At 40.0% G+C, this 20,525-nt stretch carries 19 protein-coding genes; 17 read left to right on the top strand and 2 right to left on the bottom strand.

The genetic code is table 11. The features are described from left to right. Nucleotides 1-41: 41 nt before the first annotated feature. The 3 genes from IEO70_RS00445 to coaD all read left to right on the top strand — a co-directional run bounded on the left by IEO70_RS00445 (nucleotide 42) and on the right by coaD (nucleotide 2,812). Complete coding sequence (locus tag IEO70_RS00445; protein WP_190996389.1) at nucleotides 42-1,439, top strand: stalk domain-containing protein; 1,398 nt, start codon at nucleotides 42-44, stop codon at nucleotides 1,437-1,439. Between the two features lie 312 nt (nucleotides 1,440-1,751). Then, on the top strand, nucleotides 1,752-2,315 hold the full coding sequence (gene rsmD, locus IEO70_RS00440; protein ID WP_190996388.1) for a 16S rRNA (guanine(966)-N(2))-methyltransferase RsmD: 564 nt from the start codon (nucleotides 1,752-1,754) through the stop codon (nucleotides 2,313-2,315). A 14-nt stretch (nucleotides 2,316-2,329) separates the two neighbouring features. Next, a complete protein-coding gene (gene coaD, locus IEO70_RS00435; RefSeq protein WP_190996387.1) occupies nucleotides 2,330-2,812 on the top strand; it encodes a pantetheine-phosphate adenylyltransferase in 483 nt (160 codons plus the stop codon). A 481-nt stretch (nucleotides 2,813-3,293) separates the two neighbouring features. On the opposite strand, the gene ylbJ is transcribed toward coaD, so the two are convergent. Continuing rightward, entirely contained in the window at nucleotides 3,294-4,505 is a 1,212-nt protein-coding gene (gene ylbJ, locus IEO70_RS00430; RefSeq protein WP_190996386.1) for a sporulation integral membrane protein YlbJ, read from the bottom strand. A gap of 192 nt (nucleotides 4,506-4,697) precedes the next feature. On the opposite strand from ylbJ, the gene IEO70_RS00425 reads away from it, so the two are divergent. Both IEO70_RS00425 and IEO70_RS00420 read left to right on the top strand, forming a co-directional pair. Continuing rightward, nucleotides 4,698-5,525, top strand: a complete 828-nt coding sequence (locus tag IEO70_RS00425) for a patatin-like phospholipase family protein (RefSeq protein ID WP_190996538.1) — start codon at nucleotides 4,698-4,700, stop codon at nucleotides 5,523-5,525. Further along, complete coding sequence (locus IEO70_RS00420) at nucleotides 5,506-6,519, top strand: SepM family pheromone-processing serine protease (protein WP_328820836.1); 1,014 nt, start codon at nucleotides 5,506-5,508, stop codon at nucleotides 6,517-6,519. The genes IEO70_RS00425 and IEO70_RS00420 overlap by 20 nt, the downstream gene beginning before the upstream one ends. Before the next feature lie 277 nt (nucleotides 6,520-6,796). Here IEO70_RS00420 and IEO70_RS00415 read toward each other — a convergent pair whose 3' ends face one another. Beyond that, complete coding sequence (locus tag IEO70_RS00415; protein ID WP_190996385.1) at nucleotides 6,797-8,017, bottom strand: nucleotidyltransferase; 1,221 nt, start codon at nucleotides 8,015-8,017, stop codon at nucleotides 6,797-6,799. A gap of 579 nt (nucleotides 8,018-8,596) precedes the next feature. Here IEO70_RS00415 and IEO70_RS00410 point away from each other — a divergent pair. The 12 genes from IEO70_RS00410 (at nucleotide 8,597) to IEO70_RS00355 (ending at nucleotide 20,094) form a co-directional block, all read left to right on the top strand. Then, nucleotides 8,597-9,112 carry a YceD family protein gene (locus tag IEO70_RS00410; RefSeq protein WP_190996384.1) on the top strand — a complete coding sequence of 172 codons (516 nt, stop codon included), beginning with the start codon at nucleotides 8,597-8,599 and terminating at the stop codon, nucleotides 9,110-9,112. 75 nt (nucleotides 9,113-9,187) lie between these two features. Then, nucleotides 9,188-9,361, top strand: a complete 174-nt coding sequence (rpmF, locus tag IEO70_RS00405) for a 50S ribosomal protein L32 (protein ID WP_190996383.1) — start codon at nucleotides 9,188-9,190, stop codon at nucleotides 9,359-9,361. A 358-nt stretch (nucleotides 9,362-9,719) separates the two neighbouring features. After that, nucleotides 9,720-10,481: an enoyl-CoA hydratase/isomerase family protein gene (locus IEO70_RS00400; protein WP_190996382.1), complete on the top strand. Its 762-nt coding sequence runs from the start codon at nucleotides 9,720-9,722 to the stop codon at nucleotides 10,479-10,481. 85 nt (nucleotides 10,482-10,566) lie between these two features. After that, a complete protein-coding gene (locus IEO70_RS00395) occupies nucleotides 10,567-11,172 on the top strand; it encodes an RsfA family transcriptional regulator (protein WP_190996381.1) in 606 nt (201 codons plus the stop codon). A 266-nt stretch (nucleotides 11,173-11,438) separates the two neighbouring features. Beyond that, nucleotides 11,439-12,308, top strand: a complete 870-nt coding sequence (locus tag IEO70_RS00390) for a 2-dehydropantoate 2-reductase (protein WP_190996380.1) — start codon at nucleotides 11,439-11,441, stop codon at nucleotides 12,306-12,308. 16 nt (nucleotides 12,309-12,324) lie between these two features. Next, complete coding sequence (locus tag IEO70_RS00385) at nucleotides 12,325-12,717, top strand: DUF3397 domain-containing protein (protein WP_190996379.1); 393 nt, start codon at nucleotides 12,325-12,327, stop codon at nucleotides 12,715-12,717. 84 nt (nucleotides 12,718-12,801) lie between these two features. Beyond that, on the top strand, nucleotides 12,802-14,430 hold the full coding sequence (gene bshC / locus IEO70_RS00380; protein WP_190996378.1) for a bacillithiol biosynthesis cysteine-adding enzyme BshC: 1,629 nt from the start codon (nucleotides 12,802-12,804) through the stop codon (nucleotides 14,428-14,430). Between the two features lie 219 nt (nucleotides 14,431-14,649). Beyond that, nucleotides 14,650-15,564 (top strand): UDP-N-acetylmuramate dehydrogenase, encoded by a 915-nt coding sequence (murB, locus tag IEO70_RS00375; RefSeq protein ID WP_190996377.1) that lies wholly within the window; start codon nucleotides 14,650-14,652, stop codon nucleotides 15,562-15,564. 539 nt (nucleotides 15,565-16,103) lie between these two features. After that, nucleotides 16,104-16,535, top strand: a complete 432-nt coding sequence (mraZ, locus tag IEO70_RS00370) for a division/cell wall cluster transcriptional repressor MraZ (protein ID WP_190996376.1) — start codon at nucleotides 16,104-16,106, stop codon at nucleotides 16,533-16,535. 57 nt (nucleotides 16,536-16,592) lie between these two features. Then, nucleotides 16,593-17,525 carry a 16S rRNA (cytosine(1402)-N(4))-methyltransferase RsmH gene (gene rsmH / locus IEO70_RS00365; protein ID WP_190996375.1) on the top strand — a complete coding sequence of 311 codons (933 nt, stop codon included), beginning with the start codon at nucleotides 16,593-16,595 and terminating at the stop codon, nucleotides 17,523-17,525. A 38-nt stretch (nucleotides 17,526-17,563) separates the two neighbouring features. Then, nucleotides 17,564-17,917 (top strand): cell division protein FtsL, encoded by a 354-nt coding sequence (gene ftsL / locus IEO70_RS00360; RefSeq protein WP_235973442.1) that lies wholly within the window; start codon nucleotides 17,564-17,566, stop codon nucleotides 17,915-17,917. Then, complete coding sequence (locus tag IEO70_RS00355; protein WP_190996373.1) at nucleotides 17,917-20,094, top strand: penicillin-binding protein; 2,178 nt, start codon at nucleotides 17,917-17,919, stop codon at nucleotides 20,092-20,094. Before ftsL ends, IEO70_RS00355 begins: the two co-directional genes overlap by 1 nt. Nucleotides 20,095-20,525: the final 431 nt, after the last annotated feature.

Below are 20,525 nucleotides of genomic sequence, written 5' to 3'. Positions count from 1 at the left end.
GGTACATTTTATAATATACGGAAATGAAGGGGTAGGAGCAGATGAGAAAAGCATTATATTTACTCACTTTCATATTAGTAATGACGGTAGGAGCAATTGTAATGTGGCAATGGAAGGTATACTCTGAGGCAAAGGGTCTGTCTGAAAAGACACAAACATCAGCAGAACAGTTCATCCGGGTCGAACAAACGAGTAAAAGATTATCTGTTATTCAAACGTTCAGCGGATTGGAAGCGGGTACATATAAAGTAGCAAATCCGATGGGGGTAGCTTATACAATAGAAGGAAGGGACGAAATGGCCCCTGTATCGGTAGTGGTAGGGGAAGATGAAAGTGAGATTATATTCGTATATGACATTCCGTTCGAACCGAACCGACCTGGCAAAATACTTGTGGATTGGGCAGTAGAACTTATAGATATTGAGACTCGGAAAACAAGGGTGGAGATTACTGTTACCGGAGATAAAAGGGCAGGAAGCTGGGCAGCCGGAGCTCCGTTAATCGGCAATGCAAAGAAAGATTATATTGATTATTATATGTTTGAGAATGAAGGTTCAGTTTATCCGATTTATTATCAGAACGGACAACTTATGTACTTAGAAGTTCGCGATATGGTCGGCCTTTATTATGAAGAAGGTACTAAAATAGAAGAAATGAAGCAGCTTTTACAGGAAAGTTCTTTTCTGGCAAACCATTTTATCGTATTAACCTCTAAACATGATCCATCAGATCGCCAAAACCTTTTCTTATTGGACAGTCGTCAATCAATGGACAAGCATAAAAGCAGGTTCGCTAACATGGAGATGAATGCGGCTTTTTCTTTTGCGGATGATAATGAAAGATGGCTGCAGAAAGTGTTGAACAGTTTGGTCAACGATGCGGAACCGGGCGGTGCGAAAGCAGGACAACTCGTTCAAGTCTTAAAACAGAATTTATTGGATTACGAAATGGATGCCTTTATAAAGTCGATAGAAGAAATGAAGCAGCCGTTAACGGCTAAGCTGTTAGACGGAGCGCTTTCTAGCGCTGTAAATAAAAATACTTCATTCTTCAGTCTCAATAATCTTGAGTCGGCGGCAATGGTACCGTTGTTTTATTATGATGAACGTAAGATTTTATTGAATGGGGCTCAATCGGAGCAGCCGATCGTCTATATTGATAAGAAAAAAGCAGTTCCGTTTCTTGCGATTATTTCAAATGCAGGTTTTCAGTATGAACAGATGGAAACAGGTGAGGTGTTTCTGACACGGGCAGAAGACACATTGCGGATGTATCCAGGAGAAAAGGTATTTATTTTAAACGGTACGGATTATTCCGTTAAGTCTCCTCCTATTTTCATGCTCGGTCAAGAACTGTATATATATGAAAACTGGCTTCGTGATATTTTCGGTATTAAGCTTGCGGAGCAGCAAGGGAACTTGACAGTTTTGGGGGATTGAATGGAGAATGTCTGCAGTGCTTAATAAAAAAGCCCTGCAGAGATTTCTGCAGGGTCCTTCTATTTCCAAAAGGATAGAAGGGAAAGGGAGAGGAGAAACCGGAGGAAGAACTTATGGGGAAACGTAAGTCTTCTCCGCGGTTGGCAACAACAACCTTGAGTAAGGTGCTGTTAAATATAATTATCACCAAAAAAAGTTTTGTTATTCATCCTTTCGATAATCTCCTTTAAGATTAATTATTATTGGCGATAGAAACACAATATGTTAGGATAAGATAGAAAATAAATAGTTATTTGGATAGTGGTGAAAGCAATGAGAGTAGTATCTGGAACATGTAAAGGAAGACCGTTAAAAGCAGTTCCCGGAGCTTCCACAAGACCGACTACCGATAAAGTGAAGGAATCAATCTTCAATATTATCGGACCGTATTTTGAAGGTGGGAAGGTTTTGGACTTGTTTGCTGGAAGTGGCGGATTAGGCATTGAGGCATTAAGCAGAGGAATGAATGAAGCCATTTTTGTAGATAGAGAATATAAAGCGGTTTCAACAGTTAAAGCAAACTTAGAGGCTTGTGATTTTTTAAAACAGGCCGAAGTATATAAAAATGAAGCGGAAAGAGCGTTAAAAGCTTTAATTAAGAGGGAGGTGGCATTCGATTTAATTCTTTTGGATCCTCCATACAAAAAACAGAAACTTGTCGACATTTTAACAACAATTACCGAACATGACTTATTAAACGCAGATGGAATTATTGTATGTGAACACGGTCATGATGTGGAATTGCCTGACGAGGTTGCGTCTTTGTCGCGATGGAAGCATGAATTATATGGAACAATACAAATTTCTATATATGAAATAAAAAAGAATGAAATGTAGCGGGAGGAACATAAATGAAGAGGATAGCAGTGTGTCCGGGGAGCTTTGACCCAATTACGAATGGGCATATCGATATAATCCAAAGGGGAGCGAAAGTTTTTGATGAGTTATATGTTGTATTGCTGAATAACTCATCCAAGCATCCATTATTTACGATTGAAGAAAGAGTTGATTTAATTAAAAAAGTGACGAGTCATATTCCGAATGTGAAAGTTGACACGTCTCAAGGCTTGCTTGTGGATTATGCGAAAAGCATCAATGCTGACGCAATTATCCGGGGCTTGCGAGCTGTTTCCGATTTCGAATATGAAATGCAAATTACCTCAATGAATAAGGTACTATACGATCATCTAGAAACTTTCTTCATTATGACGAAGAATCAATATTCTTTCTTAAGCTCAAGCATCGTTAAGGAAGTTGCAAAATACAATGGAGATGTATCTGAATTAGTTCCTCCGCTTGTCAATGAAGCATTAAAGAAAAAATACAGCAAATAAAAAATAACGCCCCTTCAGTCGTTAATAAGACAGGAGGGGCGATTTTATTATATCTTGAGAATGTGCTATACCAAAAGGACCGGTGATGGTTTTTCTTAAAAGATAAGAAGTATAATTTTGAACTTAGATGGCTGTCTAACCTTACACCTGCCATGCTCGGTCCTAAGCAACCTCCCACAAGAAACCAAAGGCGGGTTTCTTGTGTGGGGCTCTCAGGATGAGAGTCACAGCGACGAAGATATACGGACGTAGCGCTCTTAGTCGCTGTTCCTTCTTAGAATTTGTCTAGCTGCAGCGGCCAGCCCCTCGAGGTCATAAGCCAAATCACTCCAGAAATTTTACAATTTCCTACGTAATTTGTCTTATGCAGGTCGGGGCTGAACGGGCCGCTTCCGCTTTTCCGTTCCCGCATGTCTCCTTTTTCAACGAGGCCAATCCAAGTAGCATATTCATGTTGAAAAAGGACCGGTGACGGTTTTTCTTACTTTTGGAGTGTTCGGTTTGCATAAATCCATAAATATAATATTAAAGCAAATAAGGTGACAGTAGGTCCTATAGATGCAATCATTTCTAACAATTGCGAAAAGAAATAGTTTTGTTCACCGGCATTTATAGCTATCGCATCGGTAGAAGTGTCTTGTCCTTTCCTGTTTTCGTACAGTGGTTTCCAGACAATGATGGTAATAATACTTGCAAAAATACCGTGGAGAATGCGAGCAAAAAAGTAGGGAGCAAAACGAATGTCGGTCGGCGCGATAATGCTCGCTACCTGGGCGTGTACACTGAAACCGTTGAAAGCTAAAATGAAGCTCGTAAGGATGGCTTGCTGTAATAAAGGTACGTTACTTACGCTGCTGATCATTTGCGATCCAAGTGTAATTTCAAAAAGACCAGATATAAAAGGTAAGCTGAAGTCTGCGGATAACTGTAATAAGGACAAAATATATCGGAATATGTAAGAGATGTATTCGGTAATATTGATAATGTAGAGAAGTTTGTTAATGACGGAAAATAAAATGATAAAACCGCCGATTTGCAGCAAAGTTTCGATAGATGAAAGAATGGAGTCCCCTAGTATTTTTGCGAATGGCCGTTTTTCTTTCAATCTTGTATGGTGCATTTTCCTTAAGGCTTGTTTCAATATTAGACTTCGATTTTTTTCTGAAACACGCCGATTATCTTGGCCGTAAAAGCGCATTGATAATCCAACAAAGAAATTGGCGATGTAATGTGCGACAGCTAAAACAATGCCCAGTGCCGGATTATGAAAGAACCCGATTGATACAGCACCGAAAATAAACAGCGGGTTGGATGAGTTAGTGAAAGAGATCAGTCTTTCTGCTTCAATTTTTGATAACTGTTTTTCCTGTCTGAGTCGGGTTGTCAATTTAGCGCCTGACGGAAATCCGGAAGCCATACCCATTGCCCAAATGAAGCCGCCTACACCGGGCACTTTAAAGAGAGGGCGCATTAAAGGTTCGAGCATAACGCCGATAAAAGCGACAACGCCAAAACTTATAAGCAATTCAGAGATGATGAAAAATGGCAAAAGCGAGGGGAATACTATTTCCCACCACATGTTGACTCCGCGTACAGATGCTTCAAGAGCCTGTTGAGGAAATTTAATAAGTGCACCTGCAAGTAATGCAGCGCTTGCCGCTAAGAATAACGTTTTAAAAATCGATTTATTCACCTGACAAGCCTCCCGAAAGTTATTGTATCTTTGCACGAATATTTTGCAGTGTTAAAATATTATACATAGGGATGATTTTCGATGAGGATGTACAACGCTGCCGACGTGCTTGTCTTCCTTTACAAATATACGAAGGCATCTGTTTTTTTAGAACAAAACATAGGCGGTAGCCGCAGGTTTGGGGTGTACATGATGGAAGGAGGTAATCCTTTGAAGCATAAACCGAAAATCGGCCTTGCTTTAGGCTCTGGAGGTGCTAGAGGATTTGCGCATCTTGGTGTAATCAGAGTGCTGCAAGAAGAAAATATCGATATTTCCTATATTGCAGGCAGCAGTATGGGAGCATTGATTGGCAGCATGTTTGCAGCCGGCACTGATCTTGAGCAGCTTTATAAAGTTGTCATGAGTTTTAAGCGGAAATATTACTTGGATTTCACTGTGCCAAAAATGGGTTTCATTAAAGGTAATCGGCTGAAAGATTTTATCGGCATTTTTACGCAGTGGAGAAATATCGAAGACTTGCCGATTCCATTAGCGGTGGTTGCCACTAATATTAAAACTGGCGAAAAAGTGGTCATGAAGGAAGGTCCGGTCGCAGATGCCGTACGTGCAAGTGTTGCAGTCCCCGGAATTTTCGTTCCCGTTAAGATCGGTGATCAGTTATTGGTCGATGGCGGTGTTGTCGATCGTGTGCCGATTTCTGTCGTGAAGGAAATGGGGGCGGATCTTGTCATTTCAGTTGATGTGCTCCGTGTAAAAGAAAATGCCGAATTGAACTCGATTTATGACGTCATATTGCAAACACTAGACATTCTTCAGTTGGAAGTTATGAAGAGCCGTCAAATAAAGGCGGATGTCATGCTGAATCCGCGTGTCGAAAAGTACAGTTCGAGCGCGTTTACGAATATTGACGAAATTGTAGCTTTAGGGGAACAGGAGGCGAGAAAACACATTGGCCAAATAAAAGCGATGATAGCTGACTGGGAGGAGAGACGGAGAAGTGAACTGGAAGAGAATTAGAAAATGGAGCTTGGGGAGTGTTTGTCTTCTGCTGGTAGCGGGATATTTTTTCCCGATGCCTTATTATATATCGAAGCCTGGTATGGCTAAAGAGCTTGAACCGATCGTTCAAGTGGAAAACGGTTATCCGTCTGAAGGCAGTTTTGAGCTGACGACAATTCAGATGGGAAAAGCAAACATTTATACATATGTATTGGCTGATTGGCTTGATTATTGGTCAGTCTATAAAGAAGAAGAAGTCAAACGATCAGATGAAACAGATGAAGAATATAACGTGAGACAGATGTATTTAATGGAAGGCTCAAAATCTAATGCGATTATGAGCGCATTTCGCGAGGCAGAAATTTCGTATGAAACAAATTATGAGGGAGTATATGTTTTAAGTACGCTGGAAGACATGCCGGCGTATGAAGTGCTTCAAGCTGGAGACCGCATCGTAAAGGTGAATGGGGATAAATTGACATCTTCAGATCAATTAATGACATACATTCAGGAGCAAAAGGAAGGTTCATCTATTCTATTGGAAGTTGTAAGAGGCGAAGAAACGATTGAAACAAGTGTTAAAACAAAAATGAATCCGGAAAATAATAAAATCGGAATTGGCATTATTCTAGTGGACGATATATCAGTAGAGACCGATCCGAAAGTTAAAATTGATAGCAGCACAATCGGGGGTCCTTCCGCAGGTTTAATGTTCTCGCTAGAAATATATAATCAGCTCGTTAAAGAAGACATTACTAAAGGACATATGATTGCAGGAACGGGCACAATTGATGAGCAAGGCAATGTCGGTGCAATCGGTGGTATTGATCAAAAAGTAGTCGCTGCAAGCGAAAGTGGCGCTGACATATTCTTTGCGCCTAATGAAAACGGTGCAGACGACTCTAATTATTCTGTAGCGCTCGAAACTGCGGAAGATATCGGCACATCGATGAAAGTCGTGCCGGTCGATACGATGGAGGATGCGTTAAATTATTTGAAATCACTTCAATAAAAAGAATAAAAGCGCAAGCGCCCCGGTTAGCCCCGTATGAACTGAGGCTCTCAGTACGAGAGTCACAGCGACGAAGATATGCGGACGTAGCGCCTGGAGCTTGACGTCGATACACTTTTTTCAATGCACAATGTGGATTTTTATAATTTCTTAAAGCAAAAAAGATTCAGGCCTATAATCGGCTTGAATCTTTTTTTGTGAAAATAAAGGGTAGGCGCCACTTTTAAGTTTATAGTATAAGTGTAACTAGACCTTTGACTTTGCCTTATTAGGCTTGTCAAAGGCAAGCTTTCTTTAATATAATCGGCTGCTTATATTCTCTTTGCAATACTTGTCTTCGTTGTTCGTAGGGTAGTGGTAGGGAATGAATTGTTGCAGCGTGAATGTCTAACGCAAGCCCTTCATCTGTGAAACTTCCCGGCTTGGTTACAATCGGAAGTTCAATCTGCTTTTTCTTTTCGCTTAAATATTGTCTGCCTTTGTCTGTGAATCCTAAAATACGAATATAAGATGGTTTATGCATCAACTGCTTCATCTTCTGTTTGCTGACATTGTTTAAAATATGGATACAAATACGCTGGATGCGTGTATAAGTATAACGTTTTGTTTTTACATTTGCCATAAATTGCTCGAAGCTCTCAGATAGAAGAGCTGCTTCCTTCAAACGATGTTGAATGCCTTCTTCGACTTCGTATATTTGGCTGAGTTGCTCAGCGGAATGGGATACTAATGTGTATTGCAAAAACGGCCAATACTGCTCCCAACTGTGTAATAAGTTATTTTTGACTGCGTACTCATTTAATTCATTCCAAGAAAAAGCCGGCATGAATGATTGAACATCTTCGGCAACTTCGTCCATCAATGCTTTTCTTATGCTGGTTGCGCTCGCGATATGACCTGATGGCAAGGCGGAATCATGGTAATGGGCAGCGACCCGGTTAATGAGTGACGGGCGGATATGATAATTATTAGCTAATCCGGCACGCACATATTGAAAACCGAGTATATTATTGGGCATTGCTAAATCAATATCGTTTTCAAGCTTTATATTAAGGCTTTGCAAAGCGAGGGAGAAGGCACGCGGATAACTGTTGCCTTCCTTGCTGTATTGGCGAATTAGCTCATTTAAAGGTTCCTCATACTGTGCCATAATGTCATATAGCTGCTTGAAAGAGGAAATACTGCCGTTTTCGCTTCCGAAGCAAAACGAATCGCATTTCATCGCTTCGAGCAAAGACACAGCGCCGAATGCAAAATGTTCGGCGTGTTGTGTGCTATATATGTAAGGGAGTTCAATGACAAGATCGACACCATTATGAAGAGCCATAGCAGCTCGAGACCATTTATTGACGATGGCTGGCTCGCCTCTTTGTAAAAAAGAACCGCTCATGACAGCGATTACGCAATCAGCACCATGTTGCTTCCTGCTTTGCTGAACATGATATAAGTGACCGTTATGGAAAGGGTTGTATTCAACAATTAAGCCAACTGCTTTCATTTTGTACCTCCTGTGCAATTTTTCTAATCTGTTAATATTATAAAGCATTAAATCTGGTTAAGATAATCATTACCTCACATACTAAAATAAAATGCAGATTCCTTATTTTACGGTAAAAAATCGTGATGATAAACATTTAATATACAGAAAATATCTATTTTTCGTTGATTGGAGTGGAGATCGGCGACTCCTGCTCAGACGAAGCGTGCAGGCCAATTCACTGCAGAAGTGTTAGCGACGAGGAGGATTAGTGCATCGCCCCACAGAAAGCGTCCGCCTGGAACGGAGATTAACAACACCGCCTATAAAAATTAATGTTAAATGATAAAGTAATTGTTTATATTTTAAAAAAATGAAGTGAAAATGTTGGAAAAATATTTTTAATGTTATGCGAAGCTGCTATCTCTCGTATCGAGACTTTGCATAATAGCCACTATAAATGCTACAATACTAAGGGTTAGTATGTATTGATACATGAAAAAACAGACAAAAACGAAGGAAAAAAGGCTGTAAAGAAATTATATTGACAATCTATTCAATGAAAGCTATAATTACCTTTGTTGCCTTGAGGTGATTTGTATGAAATGGACAATAACTCAACTTCAGAAATACCGGGATAAAGGATTAATCTTGGATGAAACGGTTGATTGCTCAGACATTAGAGAAGTAGATCCGCAGATTCGCGAAGTCTCTCCTATACTTGTCAAAGGTAGAGCGGATATAAGCGCAACGAAAATTACGTTTCATATCCATCTGACGGGGGAATTAATCTTGCCTTGTTCAAGAACACTTGTTGACGTTCGATATCCAATCGATGTGAAAACAAGTGAAACCTTTTTATTAAAAGAAGATTATGACTACATTGATAGCGAGTATTTTACCGTTGTTCAAGGTGATGTAATTGATTTAATGCCGGTTATAAGAGAGAATTTGTTGTTAGAAGTACCGATGCAAGTATTTTGTGAAGATGCTAATCCCGAAGGGGCAGCGCCACAGTCAGGCAATGACTGGTCTGTCGTTAATCCGGAGGAACAGGAGAAGAAAATTGATCCTCGTCTAGCTGGTCTTGCAAAATTCTTTGACAACGACAACTAATAATGATACTTAAAAAGAAGAATCAGGATATATAGGTCCTTGCTTCTTAAACCATTTTTTAAGGAGGTGGGAATAATGGCTGTACCTTTTAGAAGAACGTCTAAAACTGTAAAAAGAAAACGTCGTACTCATTTTAAACTTAATGTACCTGGTATGGTAGAATGCCCAAACTGTGGAGAAATGAAACTTTCACACCGTGTTTGCAAAGAATGTGGAACGTACAAAGGAAAAGAAGTTGTTAACAAATAATTTCTTTCGAATAAAAAGACTGCAATGATTATTCATTGCAGTCTTTTTTTCATTGAAGTGAAAAAATAAAAAAGGACCGGTAACTGTTTTTCAGACACTATAATAAAGCATATAAATTTTGAACTAGGATAGCTGTCTAACCTTATACCTGCCATGCTCGGTCCTAAGCTGCCTCCCTCAAGAAACCAAAGGCGGTTTTCTTGTGTGATTCATCTTAGTCCTCCCGCATGGCTCCTTTTTCATTGAAGTGAATTTAGTAGGTGGATTCAAAAATAAAAAAGGACCGGTAACGGTTTTTCTGATAATTTGTCAGATTATTTTGTATAATGGTGTAGAAACCATATATAGGAGGGGTTACATGTCGAATTGTTTATTGAAAACATTTGTGGGAGATTCGATTTTACAGTTAACGATTAATAGACCTGAAAAAAGGAATGCAATCAGCTATGAAGTGATGAATGAACTAGATGAGGCTATTGATCTGGCAAAAGAGGACAAGGATGTCAAAATGTTGCTTATTCGTGGTTCGGGTGAACAGGCTTTTTGCTCCGGAGGAGATTTAAGCGAATTTCATGCGCTAGAAACAGAAAAGGCGGCTTTCGGCATGCTTTCAAAAATGGGGCAGGTACTTTATAAATTAGCGACATTTCCAAAGCCGACAATCGCTTATATAAACGGTACAGCCATCGGGGGAGGTTGCGAAATAGCCACGGCATGTGATATAAGAATTGCTAAAAAAGGCGTGAAGATGGGGTTTGTCCAAGGACATCAAGCGATTACGACCGGCTGGGGCTGCGGAACAATTTTAACGGAAAAGCTGACGCCTGCTAATGCGATGTCTTTACTTTGGTCGGGAAGTATTATTTTACCTGAAGAAGCTATTAAGCTTGGTTTTATTTCAGAAGTGATAGAGGAAGACGAGCAAGTGCTGTCGATTTTAGAGAAATATACCGACAAACAAAGTGAAGTGTTGCAGGCATACAAAAATATGCTTGTGAGGAAATGGGAGCAGACAAATTTAAGAGAGAGAATGATGGAAGAAATTAAAGTTTGCGCGAAGCTTTGGGAGAAGGAAGAACATTTGCTTGCAGTCAAGCAATTCCGTGAACGTAAAAAGTAAGATTAAAATAAATTTACCGAAGTATTTCTATCTTTTCTAGCAGTTGCATAGTATGTAATAAAGCTTTGCAAGGAGGGCTGGGAATATGCCGGGATCAAGACAAGATGCATGGACACAAGATGAAGATTTAATTCTTGCAGAAATTGTTTTGCGACATATTAGAGAGGGCAGTACACAACTGGTCGCTTTTGAGGAAGTAGGGAAAAAACTAGTTAGAACCCCTGCTGCTTGTGGTTTTCGCTGGAATTCTTATGTGCGCAAACAATATCATTCAGGAATAGAGCTCGCAAAGAAACAAAGAAAAGAAAGAAAGAAATTAAATTATAGAAATGAAGAAATACCTGAAGATATGAGCAATCATATTGCAGATGACACTCCCGAAACAAACACAACATTAACGCTATCGAAGGTAATTGCATTTTTAGAAAAGTTGCAGGCAGACGGGTTTGATGCTGTGTCTGAGAACGAAAAAATTCAAAAGTCTTTGAGGCAAGCGGAAGAAGAAAATGTAGCACTGAAGGAAGAATTATCTGAGCTTCAGGAAAGATTGTCGTCAATTGAAGATGACTATCGTTCTTTAATTGAGGTCATGGATAAGGCGCGCAAAATGGTGATTTTAGATGATGAGAATAAAAACAAAGTAAAATTCCAAATGGACAAAAACGGAAATTTGGAGCGTGTAAAAAAATAAAAACACTGCTCGAAAGCAAGAAGAGGTGCATTTTAGCGCTTCTTTTTTGTTTTTTTGAGAAAAAGGACCGGTGCCGTTTTTTCTTATTGTCTAACCTTACACCTGCCATGCTCGGGCCTAAGCCATCCCGCATGGCTCCTTTTTCATCGAGGTGAATCTGAGGAGCATACTCATGTTGAAAAAGGACCGGTGCCGTTTTTTCTTCATTCCACTTCATTAGTATTTTTGTTAAAATAATTTTATAACATAAAAAAGAGGGATTTTTCATGAAAATCGGAATAATCGGCGGAGGAGCAATCGGTCTTTTGATGGGTGCCTATCTAGCGGAGGAGCACGCTGTTACGATTGTTACCAGAAGTGAAGGTCAAGCGGAAGATATACGGCATAATGGAATACATCTTGTGAAGGATGGACAAGAATACATAAAAAAAGTGGAGGCTGCTCCGATTTCAGTTCAATCATTGAACGATTTTGATTTGATTGTTGTGGCGGTTAAACAATATGCGTTGGAGGAAATTGTATCGGTGTTAGAAGGGACGAACAGCTCTTTGTTCTTTGTTCAAAACGGTATGAGTCACGTGGAGCTTGTAAAACGCCTGTCTCACGATAAAACGGTCTTTGTTGGGGTCGTAGAGCATGGCGCGCTGAAAACAAATCATCATACAGTTGTTCATACCGGTGTGGGATTAGTGAAAGTCTCTGCTTATCAGCAAAATCAATGGAATTTTCCAATTACTAGCAACGCGGATTTCCCAATTGTTTATGAAGAAAATCCGCATGATATGCTAACGAAAAAATTGGTTGTCAATGCGATGATCAATCCTTTAACTGCTGTTCTTGGCGTGCCGAACGGCGATCTTTTGAATAATGGTTACTATAAACAGCTGTTTGATAGTTTGTTCGAGGAAATATCGGGGTTATTACAAATCGAGGATTATAATGGTATGAAGGTGCATATCGAAAGTATTTGCCGTAAAACAGCCCGGAATTACTCATCAATGCTCAGAGATATACAAGAACAACGTCCGACAGAAATAGATTCAATTTTAGGCTATGTTTTAAAAGTTGCTGCAGAAAAAAATTGGCGAGCTCCGATAACAAGTAGCCTGTATTTGATGGTGAAAGGTAAAGAGTAGGGAAGGGAAGATCTGAATGGAGTTGGTATTATCTGCATTGATCGCTACACTGGTTACTTTGCCTATATTTGGGTATTTGATTATTTTCATCGTAACAAAGCAATGGACGAAAAGTCACCGCAGAGCTGTTCAATACGGCATTAATGGCAGTGTTCTTCTCTTCGTTTTATCCGTCCATTATATGATTCAAGCAATCTTCGGTATTTCGCTTCTTTGGCTCGTCATCTCGGTAGCTATTCTTTTATCGATTGCTGTTGTTATAGTGCATTTGCGTTATAGCGGAGAAATTCATTATCCGAAACTATTGAGAGGAATGGTTCGCCTAAATGCTTTCGTATTTGTATTGTTTTACTTCCTGCTTGTTGTAGTCGGTATCACTAAAAATTTGTTTAAGCTTTTCCTAAGCTAGAGACGGATTTTTTTTGTAATTCACTATATAGATGGTATACTTTTATCGTACCAATTAAGAAGTATACGGAAAGGAAGTATCCTGATGGAAATAAAAGAAATTGTATTGCCATCTATCAATAAATTTGCTTCAGACTACGTAAAGGGTCTTCCGCAAGTAAATGATTTTTTTCATTATGATGTTAAAGAAGTAAAGGTATATGAAAAAAGATATCATGATTTGATGGAGCGATATTTTAATAGAAACGAATTAAAGCAAACGATTGAAGCATACATGAATAAATTCGGGATAAGAGAAGAAGTGCGAAACAATCTGGATTTGCTTGCACAGGATGATTCTGTTGTCGTTATCGGCGGTCAACAGGCAGGATTATTAACCGGTCCGTTGTATACGATACATAAAGTAATCTCGATTATTAAGTTGGCGGAGGAGCAAAGCCGATTGCTTAATAAGCCGGTAATTCCGGTATTTTGGATTGCCGGAGAGGATCACGATATTGATGAAGTCAACCATGTGTATGTCGAACAAGACAATAGTTTTAAAAAGAAAAGCTTTTATGCAGATCACCCGACAAAACTAATGATCTCTGATATAGCTTATGACCATGAGCTAATGGAAAAGTGGCTGAAAGAAGTGTTTGTGTCATTTGAGGAAACAGAATACACAAAAGAGCTTTTTGGGCAAGTGCTTCAATTCAGTAAGCAATCAGCTAATTATACCGAGTTTTTTGCTTTTATTATTAATGAGCTATATGGGCGTTACGGTCTTTTATTGATTGACTCTGCGGATGCTGGTTTCCGTTCAATGCAGTCCTCCTTCTTTGAGCAATTAATTTTGCAGAATAGGGAAGTGAATGCTGCAGTTTCTCAACAGCAATCGCGTATTCGTGAGTGTGGCTATAAAAATGCGATTGCGATGGATGAGAATAATGCCAATCTTTTTTATTACGATAAAAAGGACCGAGTATTATTGGAGTATAACTCAGATAGCAATATGTTTAACGGTAAGAACAGCGACATTGAACTGACGGCTGAAGAGTTGTTGGCTGTTGCTAAGCATTCTCCTGAGAAGTTGAGCAATAATGTTGTGACAAGACCATTAATGCAAGAAAAAATGTTCCCTGTGCTCGCGTTTATTTCCGGTCCGGGTGAGATTGCATACTGGGCAGAGCTGCAGAAGGCATTTGAACTGTTTGAAATGAAAATGCCGCTCATTGTGCCGCGCATGAATTTAACGATTTTAGAACAAAAAATCAAAAAAGATTTATGGGATACAGATATGGATTTATACGAAGCGCTTGTGCATGGAGCAGGTAAGGCAAAAGAGAGATATCTTGATTCTGTTGAAGATGATACGCTACGTATGCTGCATCAAAGGCTGAAAAGCCAATTTGAGCGCAATCACGAATTGCTCTCACAAGCGGCCTTGATGTCTGATAAAGGGCTTTCTCCAATATTGAAGAAAAATGCCGAAGTCATTTCAACGCAAATTGATTTTATAGCTAATAAAATTAAACAGAGTACGGAAAGCCGCAATCAGCTCGTATTGAACAAGTATACTAGAATTGATCATGCTCTGAGACCGAATGGGGGACCTCAGGAACGGACGACGAATGTGTATTATTTCTTAAATCAATACGGAGCCGGGTGGATCGATGATTTAATGAGCTTGCCACTGGAGGCAAATTCTTTCCATAAAGTAATTGAAATGTAGGGAAAAAGAACAGGAATGACAGCTATTGTTGTTCTGTTCTTTTTTTATGAGATTTGCATATGGATAGACGTATAGTATATTTAGAGATGATATTTTAATTATCTGACCCTATGCAAGGTACATTATGGTAAATTAAAAATGAAATTGTCTCGTATAATTATCTCTTGATACAATAATACGAGAAGTAAGAGAAATTTTTTGAAAAAAGAGGAAAGATACGTGAATAATCTAGACATATACAATCAATTGATTCATTATGTTTCAGCTGAAAATGTAAAGCAAAATGAGCCTTTGAGCAGCTATACTTGGACGAAGACAGGAGGCCCTGCAGATTTTCTTGTTTTTCCGACGACTTTTGAGGGAATCTCAGGTACTTTTCAAGTAGCGAAACAAAATAATATCCCTGTGACAGTGTTAGGGAATGGTTCCAATTTAATTATTAAAGATGGTGGCATTCGCGGTATCGTCATGATTTTAACAAAGTTGGATCAAGTGCGTTTAGAAGGAGAGAAAATCGTTGCGCAAAGTGGAGCGGCAATTATTGATGTGTCAAGAATTGCATTACAGCATGAGTTGACGGGCCTTGAATTTGCTTGCGGCATTCCAGGTACGGTAGGTGGAGCATTATTTATGAATGCCGGTGCTTATGGCGGCGAAGTGAAAGATGTTCTTGAAAGCGCGGTTGTTCTTACGAATGACGGCAAGCTTGTTGGATTATCAAAGGATGATTTTGATTTTGGCTATAGAAGCAGTGCGTTTGCTAAGAAGAAAATGTGCGTTTTGGAAGCGACATTCCGATGCCAAAAAGGAAATCCAGAGCAAATTAAAGAGAAGATGGATGAGTTGACATACTTAAGGGAATCGAAACAGCCGCTAGAGTATCCGTCATGCGGTAGTGTGTTCAAACGTCCGGAAGGTCACTTTGCCGGAAAACTGATTCAAGACAGCGGTTTGCAAGGAACGCAAATCGGCGGTGTACAAGTATCGACAAAGCATGCTGGGTTCATGGTGAATATCGATCAGGGTACAGCGAGCGATTATATAGCTTTAATACAGCACGTACAAAAGACGGTGAAGGAAAAATTCGGCGTCCAGCTTGAAACGGAAGTAAAAATTATCGGTGAAGATTTGTAATATCGTAGGAAAAGCGCCTTTAATGGGCGCTTTTCTTTTGTGCTAAAGTAAGAAAGTATATATTTTTAAACTTAGATAGCTGTCTAACCTTACACCTGCCATGCTCGGTCCTAAGCTGCCTCCCCCAAGAAACCAAAATCGGGTTTCTTGTGTGATTCATCTTAGTCCTCCCGCATGTCTCCTTTTTCATTGGAGTGAATTCAAGTGGCGAATTCAAAAATGAAAAAGGACCGGTGACGGTTTTTCTTATGCATTATTCGGGGCAAACAGCTAATTTCCGGGGAAAGTACGAGAAATATTGGAAGTTGTGCCGGTTGATGTTTAATTGTTATGAAATTGTGGCAAATATTGATAGCTTTATGAGAAATTCGCTATTTTGCTGCCCGTATAAGTGCTGCTATTGTAGTTATTTGTGTAAAAACCAAAAAAAATCGCACAATATTTTTAAAGGGGAACTTTTGTAAAAAAAGAATTCTTAAACTAGTGGTGAAAAGTGGGGGGATGTGGTAAATTAAAAAGAGAAAGTGGGGGTAGTGGATATGTTCATGGGCGAATATCATCATAACATTGATAATAAGGGACGCCTCATTATTCCGGCAAAATTCCGTGAGGAGCTCGGAGATGAGTTTGTTATTACGCGCGGTTTAGATCAATGTTTATTCGGATATTCCATGGACGAGTGGAAACAAATTGAGGACAAGCTCAAAACACTGCCGCTTACCAAAAAAGATGCTCGAGCTTTCACCCGTTTTTTCTTTTCAGGGGCAACGGAATGTGAGCTTGATAAACAAGGAAGAGTAAATATATCTTCCCCGCTTTTAAACTATGCAAAGCTTGAAAAGGAATGTGTGATACTAGGAGTTTCCAATCGGATAGAGATTTGGAGTAAGCAACAATGGGAAGACTATTTCTCAGAATCAGAAGATTCATTTGCTGAATTAGCTGAAAACATGGTTGGCTTTGATATATAGGAACCCATTGGATCCACATGATTATTTTCATCAACACATCGATTGGAGTGACATATTTTGTTTAAACACATTACAGTTCTGCTGAAAGAAACAGTAGACGGATTAAAAATTAACCCTGATGGCGTTTATGTAGATTGTACGCTGGGGGGAGCAGGGCATAGCGAATATTTGCTATCGCAGTTGTCCGGCAACGGCAAGTTGTATGCATTCGATCAAGACATAACCGCTATTAATAATGCAAAAGTAAAACTGAAAGACTACGAAGGTAAAGTGGAATTCATTCAGAGCAATTTTAAATACATAAAAGATGAGCTTCATGCCCGTGGAGTATTTGAAGTGGATGGAATTTTATATGATTTAGGCGTTTCCTCACCTCAATTAGATACCCCGGAGAGAGGCTTTAGTTATCAGCATGACGCACCGTTAGATATGCGAATGGACCAAAGTGCCTCCATTTCAGCTTATGATGTTGTTAATCACTGGTCTTATAATGATCTTGTCAAGATTTTCTTCCAATATGGTGAAGAGAAGTTTTCTAAGCAGATCGCAAGAAAAATCGAAGCGCAAAGAGCAATTAAGCCGATTGAAACAACGTATGAATTAGTTGAACTTATTAAGGAAGGCATTCCTGCACCTGCGAGAAGAACGGGCGGACATCCGGCCAAGCGTGTCTTCCAAGCAATCAGAATCGCTGTTAATGATGAGTTGAAAGTATTTGAAGAATCTTTGCAAGATGCAATTAGCCTTCTGAAAAAGAATGGCCGTATATCGGTTATAACGTTCCATTCACTTGAAGACCGCATTTGTAAAACAGTCTTTAAAAAGGAAAGTGAATTGCCGCCGTTACCGCCAGGATTACCGGTAATTCCTGAAGAATTCCAACCGGCATTAAAACTTATTACGAGAAAGCCTATATTGCCTAGTGAAGAGGAATTAGAGGCGAACAATCGTGCGAGATCAGCCAAACTGCGTATAGCTGAAAAATTATAAGTCGTCACTTAAACTGTGGAGGGGGAAAGAATTTGGGTATGTTAGCCAGAAAATATGCTTCAGAAGAACAACATAATCATCAACCGCAAACAACCAGCTCTACTGTTGTCATTCGTAAACGAAAGATTACAGTAGGCGAGAAAGTCTTGTATATATTGCTCGCAGCCTTCCTTTTTGCTGTATCAGTTAAGATTATTGCAAACCAATATTCTTTATATGTACTAAATAAAGAGATTGTAGCCACAGAAAATGCGATAGAAGAACAAACAAAAGTGAATAACGACCTGAATGTTGAAATTAGCGAATTGAGCCGTTATGAGCGCATATGGGAACGAGCTTCGCAGATGGGCCTGACTTTAGATGAAAACAATGTTAAGGTTGTGCAAGATTAATGAAGAAAAAGAATATAAACAGAGGGGCAGCGCTACTATTTGTTTTTTTTAGTCTGCTCTTTTTGCTTTTGATGGGCAGGATATTATATATCCAAATTACGGGACAGGTTGATGGACAAGTATTAGCTGTCAAAGCGCAAGCCAAAACATTAAAGCAAAAGGCGATCGATTCACAGCGCGGACTTATTACTGACCGCAATGGAGAGGTGATCGCAGAAGACACATCTTCATACACTTTAGTAGCTATACTAAATAAAGAGTACGGCTCGTTTGTAGAGAATCCGGAAGAAACGGCTGAAGTATTGGCTCAATATATTGATATGGGTGAGGACGAGATTTTAGAACGTCTGAAGAAGGAAGGCAGAAACCAAGTCGAATTCGGAGCTGCAGGTCGTGAAATCTCCCATACTGTCAAGAAAGAAATTGAAGCGCTTAAGCTACCGGGCATCACGTTTACGAGAGATACGAAGCGTTTTTATCCGAACGGTGTTTTCGCATCGCACGTCGTTGGATATGTTGAAAAACAGGAAAATGAAAAAACGGGTGATACTGAAACAGTCGGAATGCTTGGCATTGAGAAAATGCTGCAAGATAGGCTGCAAGGAACGGACGGAGAAATTACATATGAAAGCGATCGTTGGGGGTTTTTACTACCGAATAAAGAGCAGCAAATCGTGGCAGCAGAAGATGGTAATAATGTAGAGCTGACTTTAGATAAAAAAATCCAGTCATTTATGGAGGATGCGCTGAACAAAGTGCAGAGCCAATACGATCCGGAATACGTTATTGCAATTGTTGCCAATCCGAAAACAGGCGAGATTTTGGGAATGGGACAGCGTCCAAGTTTCGACCCGACAACAAAAGAAGGAATAGAAGCAACCTGGCGAAATTTAGCAATTGAAGAAAGCTTTGAACCCGGTTCTACTATGAAGGTTTATACGCTTGCTGCCGCTGTTGAAGAAGGTGTGTTTTATCCGAACGCAACGTTTACGACAGGAACGTATACAATTGGCAGTAGAGTAATGGGTGACCACAGCGGTATTACAAGAGGCGTCGCTATGACATATTTACAAGCATTACAGCGCTCGTCAAATGTCGGTTTTATTAAACTTGGTTATGAACTGCTTGGGAAAGAGAAACTGCAAAAATATTTGACGGATTTCGGCTTCACTGATAAAACCGGCATTGATTTGCCAAATGAAGTGGGTAGTAGCCTGTTGTTTGAGCGTGATGTGGAAGTGGCGACTACAGCATTCGGACAAGGTTCAGTCGTGACACCAATTCAGCAAATTCAAGCATTCACGGCAATTGCAAATGATGGAAAAATGATGAAACCTTACGTTGTTTCAAAAATCACCAATTCTTCCGGTGAAGTGGTAGAACAAACGGAGCCGACAATCGCGGGTAATCCAATTTCTACTGATACGGCTAAACAGGTTCGTGAATACTTAGAAACTGTTATTACTGATGAAAAAGCGACGGGTACAGCATATGCGATTGAAGGCTATTCAGTGGCCGGGAAAACAGGTACAGCACAAATTGCCGGCTCAAATGGCAAGTATTTGACCGGCTCTGAAAATTATATCTTTTCTTTCATCGGTATGGCTCCGGCTGATGATCCGGAACTGATTATGTACGTAGCAATCAGACAGCCTGATTTCAGCAATGGCGGTTCAGGGGCGGAAGCTTTATCAAGTATTTTCAATCCGGTTATGAAAAACAGTCTGCAATATTTAAATATTGCTTCTACAGAAACAACCACAAAGGCAAGTACTAAACTAGCAGACTATAAAGAACAGTCAATTGAATCAACAGTTGCAGAGCTGACTGAACTCGGTTACAATCCGGTTGTTTTAGGGGAAGGTGACACAGTGATAGCTCAATCACCGGCTGCTGAAGCAGTTCTAATGGAAGGTGAGAAAGTAGTATTGCTGACGGAAGGGACGGTCTCAATGCCTGATTTACTAGGCTGGTCATTGCGGGATGTCATGAAGCTTTCAAACCTTGTGAAACTGGAGTTGAATATAGCAGGAAGCGGTTATGTGACGCAGCAAAGTATCGCTGCAGGGACAGCTATAGTCGACCAAGAATACTTGATTGTCGATTTGAATTCGCCGGATGGCAGTTCCTCCGGTGATACAGAGCAGACAGAAGATGAAGATGAAATAGTAGATTAGCTCAGGGAAGCGCGCATGATAAAGCTGAAGAGGCTGCACCATGCACGCTTCTTTTTTGAAGGAAAAAGAAAGCATCTATATGAAAAATAGGGGGGCCGTTTTTTCTTGATGTCTAACCCTACACCTGCCATGCTCGGTCCTAAGCTGCCTCCCCCAAGAAACTAAAATCAGGTTTCTTGTGTGGGGCTCTCAGGATGAGAGTCACAGCGACGAAGATATGCGGACGTAGCGCTCTTAGTCGCTGTTCCTTCTTAGAGTTTGTCTAGCTGCAGCGGCCAGCCCCTCGAGGTCATAAGACAAATCACGTAGGAAATTTTAAAATTTCTGGAGTGATTTGTCTTATGCATGTCGGGGCTGAACGGGCCGCTTCCGCTTTTCGATTCCCGCATGTCTCCTTTTTCATTGAGGTGAACCTGAGTAGCATAATCATG

This window comes from Peribacillus faecalis, assembly GCF_014712675.1.
Classification (GTDB): domain Bacteria; phylum Bacillota; class Bacilli; order Bacillales; family DSM-1321; genus Bacillus_AD; species Bacillus_AD faecalis.
This window is presented reverse-complemented; position numbering and strand designations above follow the sequence as displayed.

Coding starts and splice junctions, on each gene's coding strand:
- IEO70_RS00445 (WP_190996389.1), top strand. CDS start 42: ATGAGAAAAGCATTATATTTACTCACTTTCATATTAGTAATGACGGTA.
- rsmD (WP_190996388.1), top strand. CDS start 1,752: ATGAGAGTAGTATCTGGAACATGTAAAGGAAGACCGTTAAAAGCAGTT.
- coaD (WP_190996387.1), top strand. CDS start 2,330: ATGAAGAGGATAGCAGTGTGTCCGGGGAGCTTTGACCCAATTACGAAT.
- IEO70_RS00425 (WP_190996538.1), top strand. CDS start 4,698: ATGGAAGGAGGTAATCCTTTGAAGCATAAACCGAAAATCGGCCTTGCT.
- IEO70_RS00415 (WP_190996385.1), bottom strand. CDS start 8,017: ATGAAAGCAGTTGGCTTAATTGTTGAATACAACCCTTTCCATAACGGT.
- IEO70_RS00410 (WP_190996384.1), top strand. CDS start 8,597: ATGAAATGGACAATAACTCAACTTCAGAAATACCGGGATAAAGGATTA.
- rpmF (WP_190996383.1), top strand. CDS start 9,188: ATGGCTGTACCTTTTAGAAGAACGTCTAAAACTGTAAAAAGAAAACGT.
- IEO70_RS00400 (WP_190996382.1), top strand. CDS start 9,720: ATGTCGAATTGTTTATTGAAAACATTTGTGGGAGATTCGATTTTACAG.
- IEO70_RS00395 (WP_190996381.1), top strand. CDS start 10,567: ATGCCGGGATCAAGACAAGATGCATGGACACAAGATGAAGATTTAATT.
- IEO70_RS00390 (WP_190996380.1), top strand. CDS start 11,439: ATGAAAATCGGAATAATCGGCGGAGGAGCAATCGGTCTTTTGATGGGT.
- IEO70_RS00385 (WP_190996379.1), top strand. CDS start 12,325: ATGGAGTTGGTATTATCTGCATTGATCGCTACACTGGTTACTTTGCCT.
- bshC (WP_190996378.1), top strand. CDS start 12,802: ATGGAAATAAAAGAAATTGTATTGCCATCTATCAATAAATTTGCTTCA.
- mraZ (WP_190996376.1), top strand. CDS start 16,104: ATGTTCATGGGCGAATATCATCATAACATTGATAATAAGGGACGCCTC.
- ftsL (WP_235973442.1), top strand. CDS start 17,564: ATGTTAGCCAGAAAATATGCTTCAGAAGAACAACATAATCATCAACCG.
- IEO70_RS00355 (WP_190996373.1), top strand. CDS start 17,917: ATGAAGAAAAAGAATATAAACAGAGGGGCAGCGCTACTATTTGTTTTT.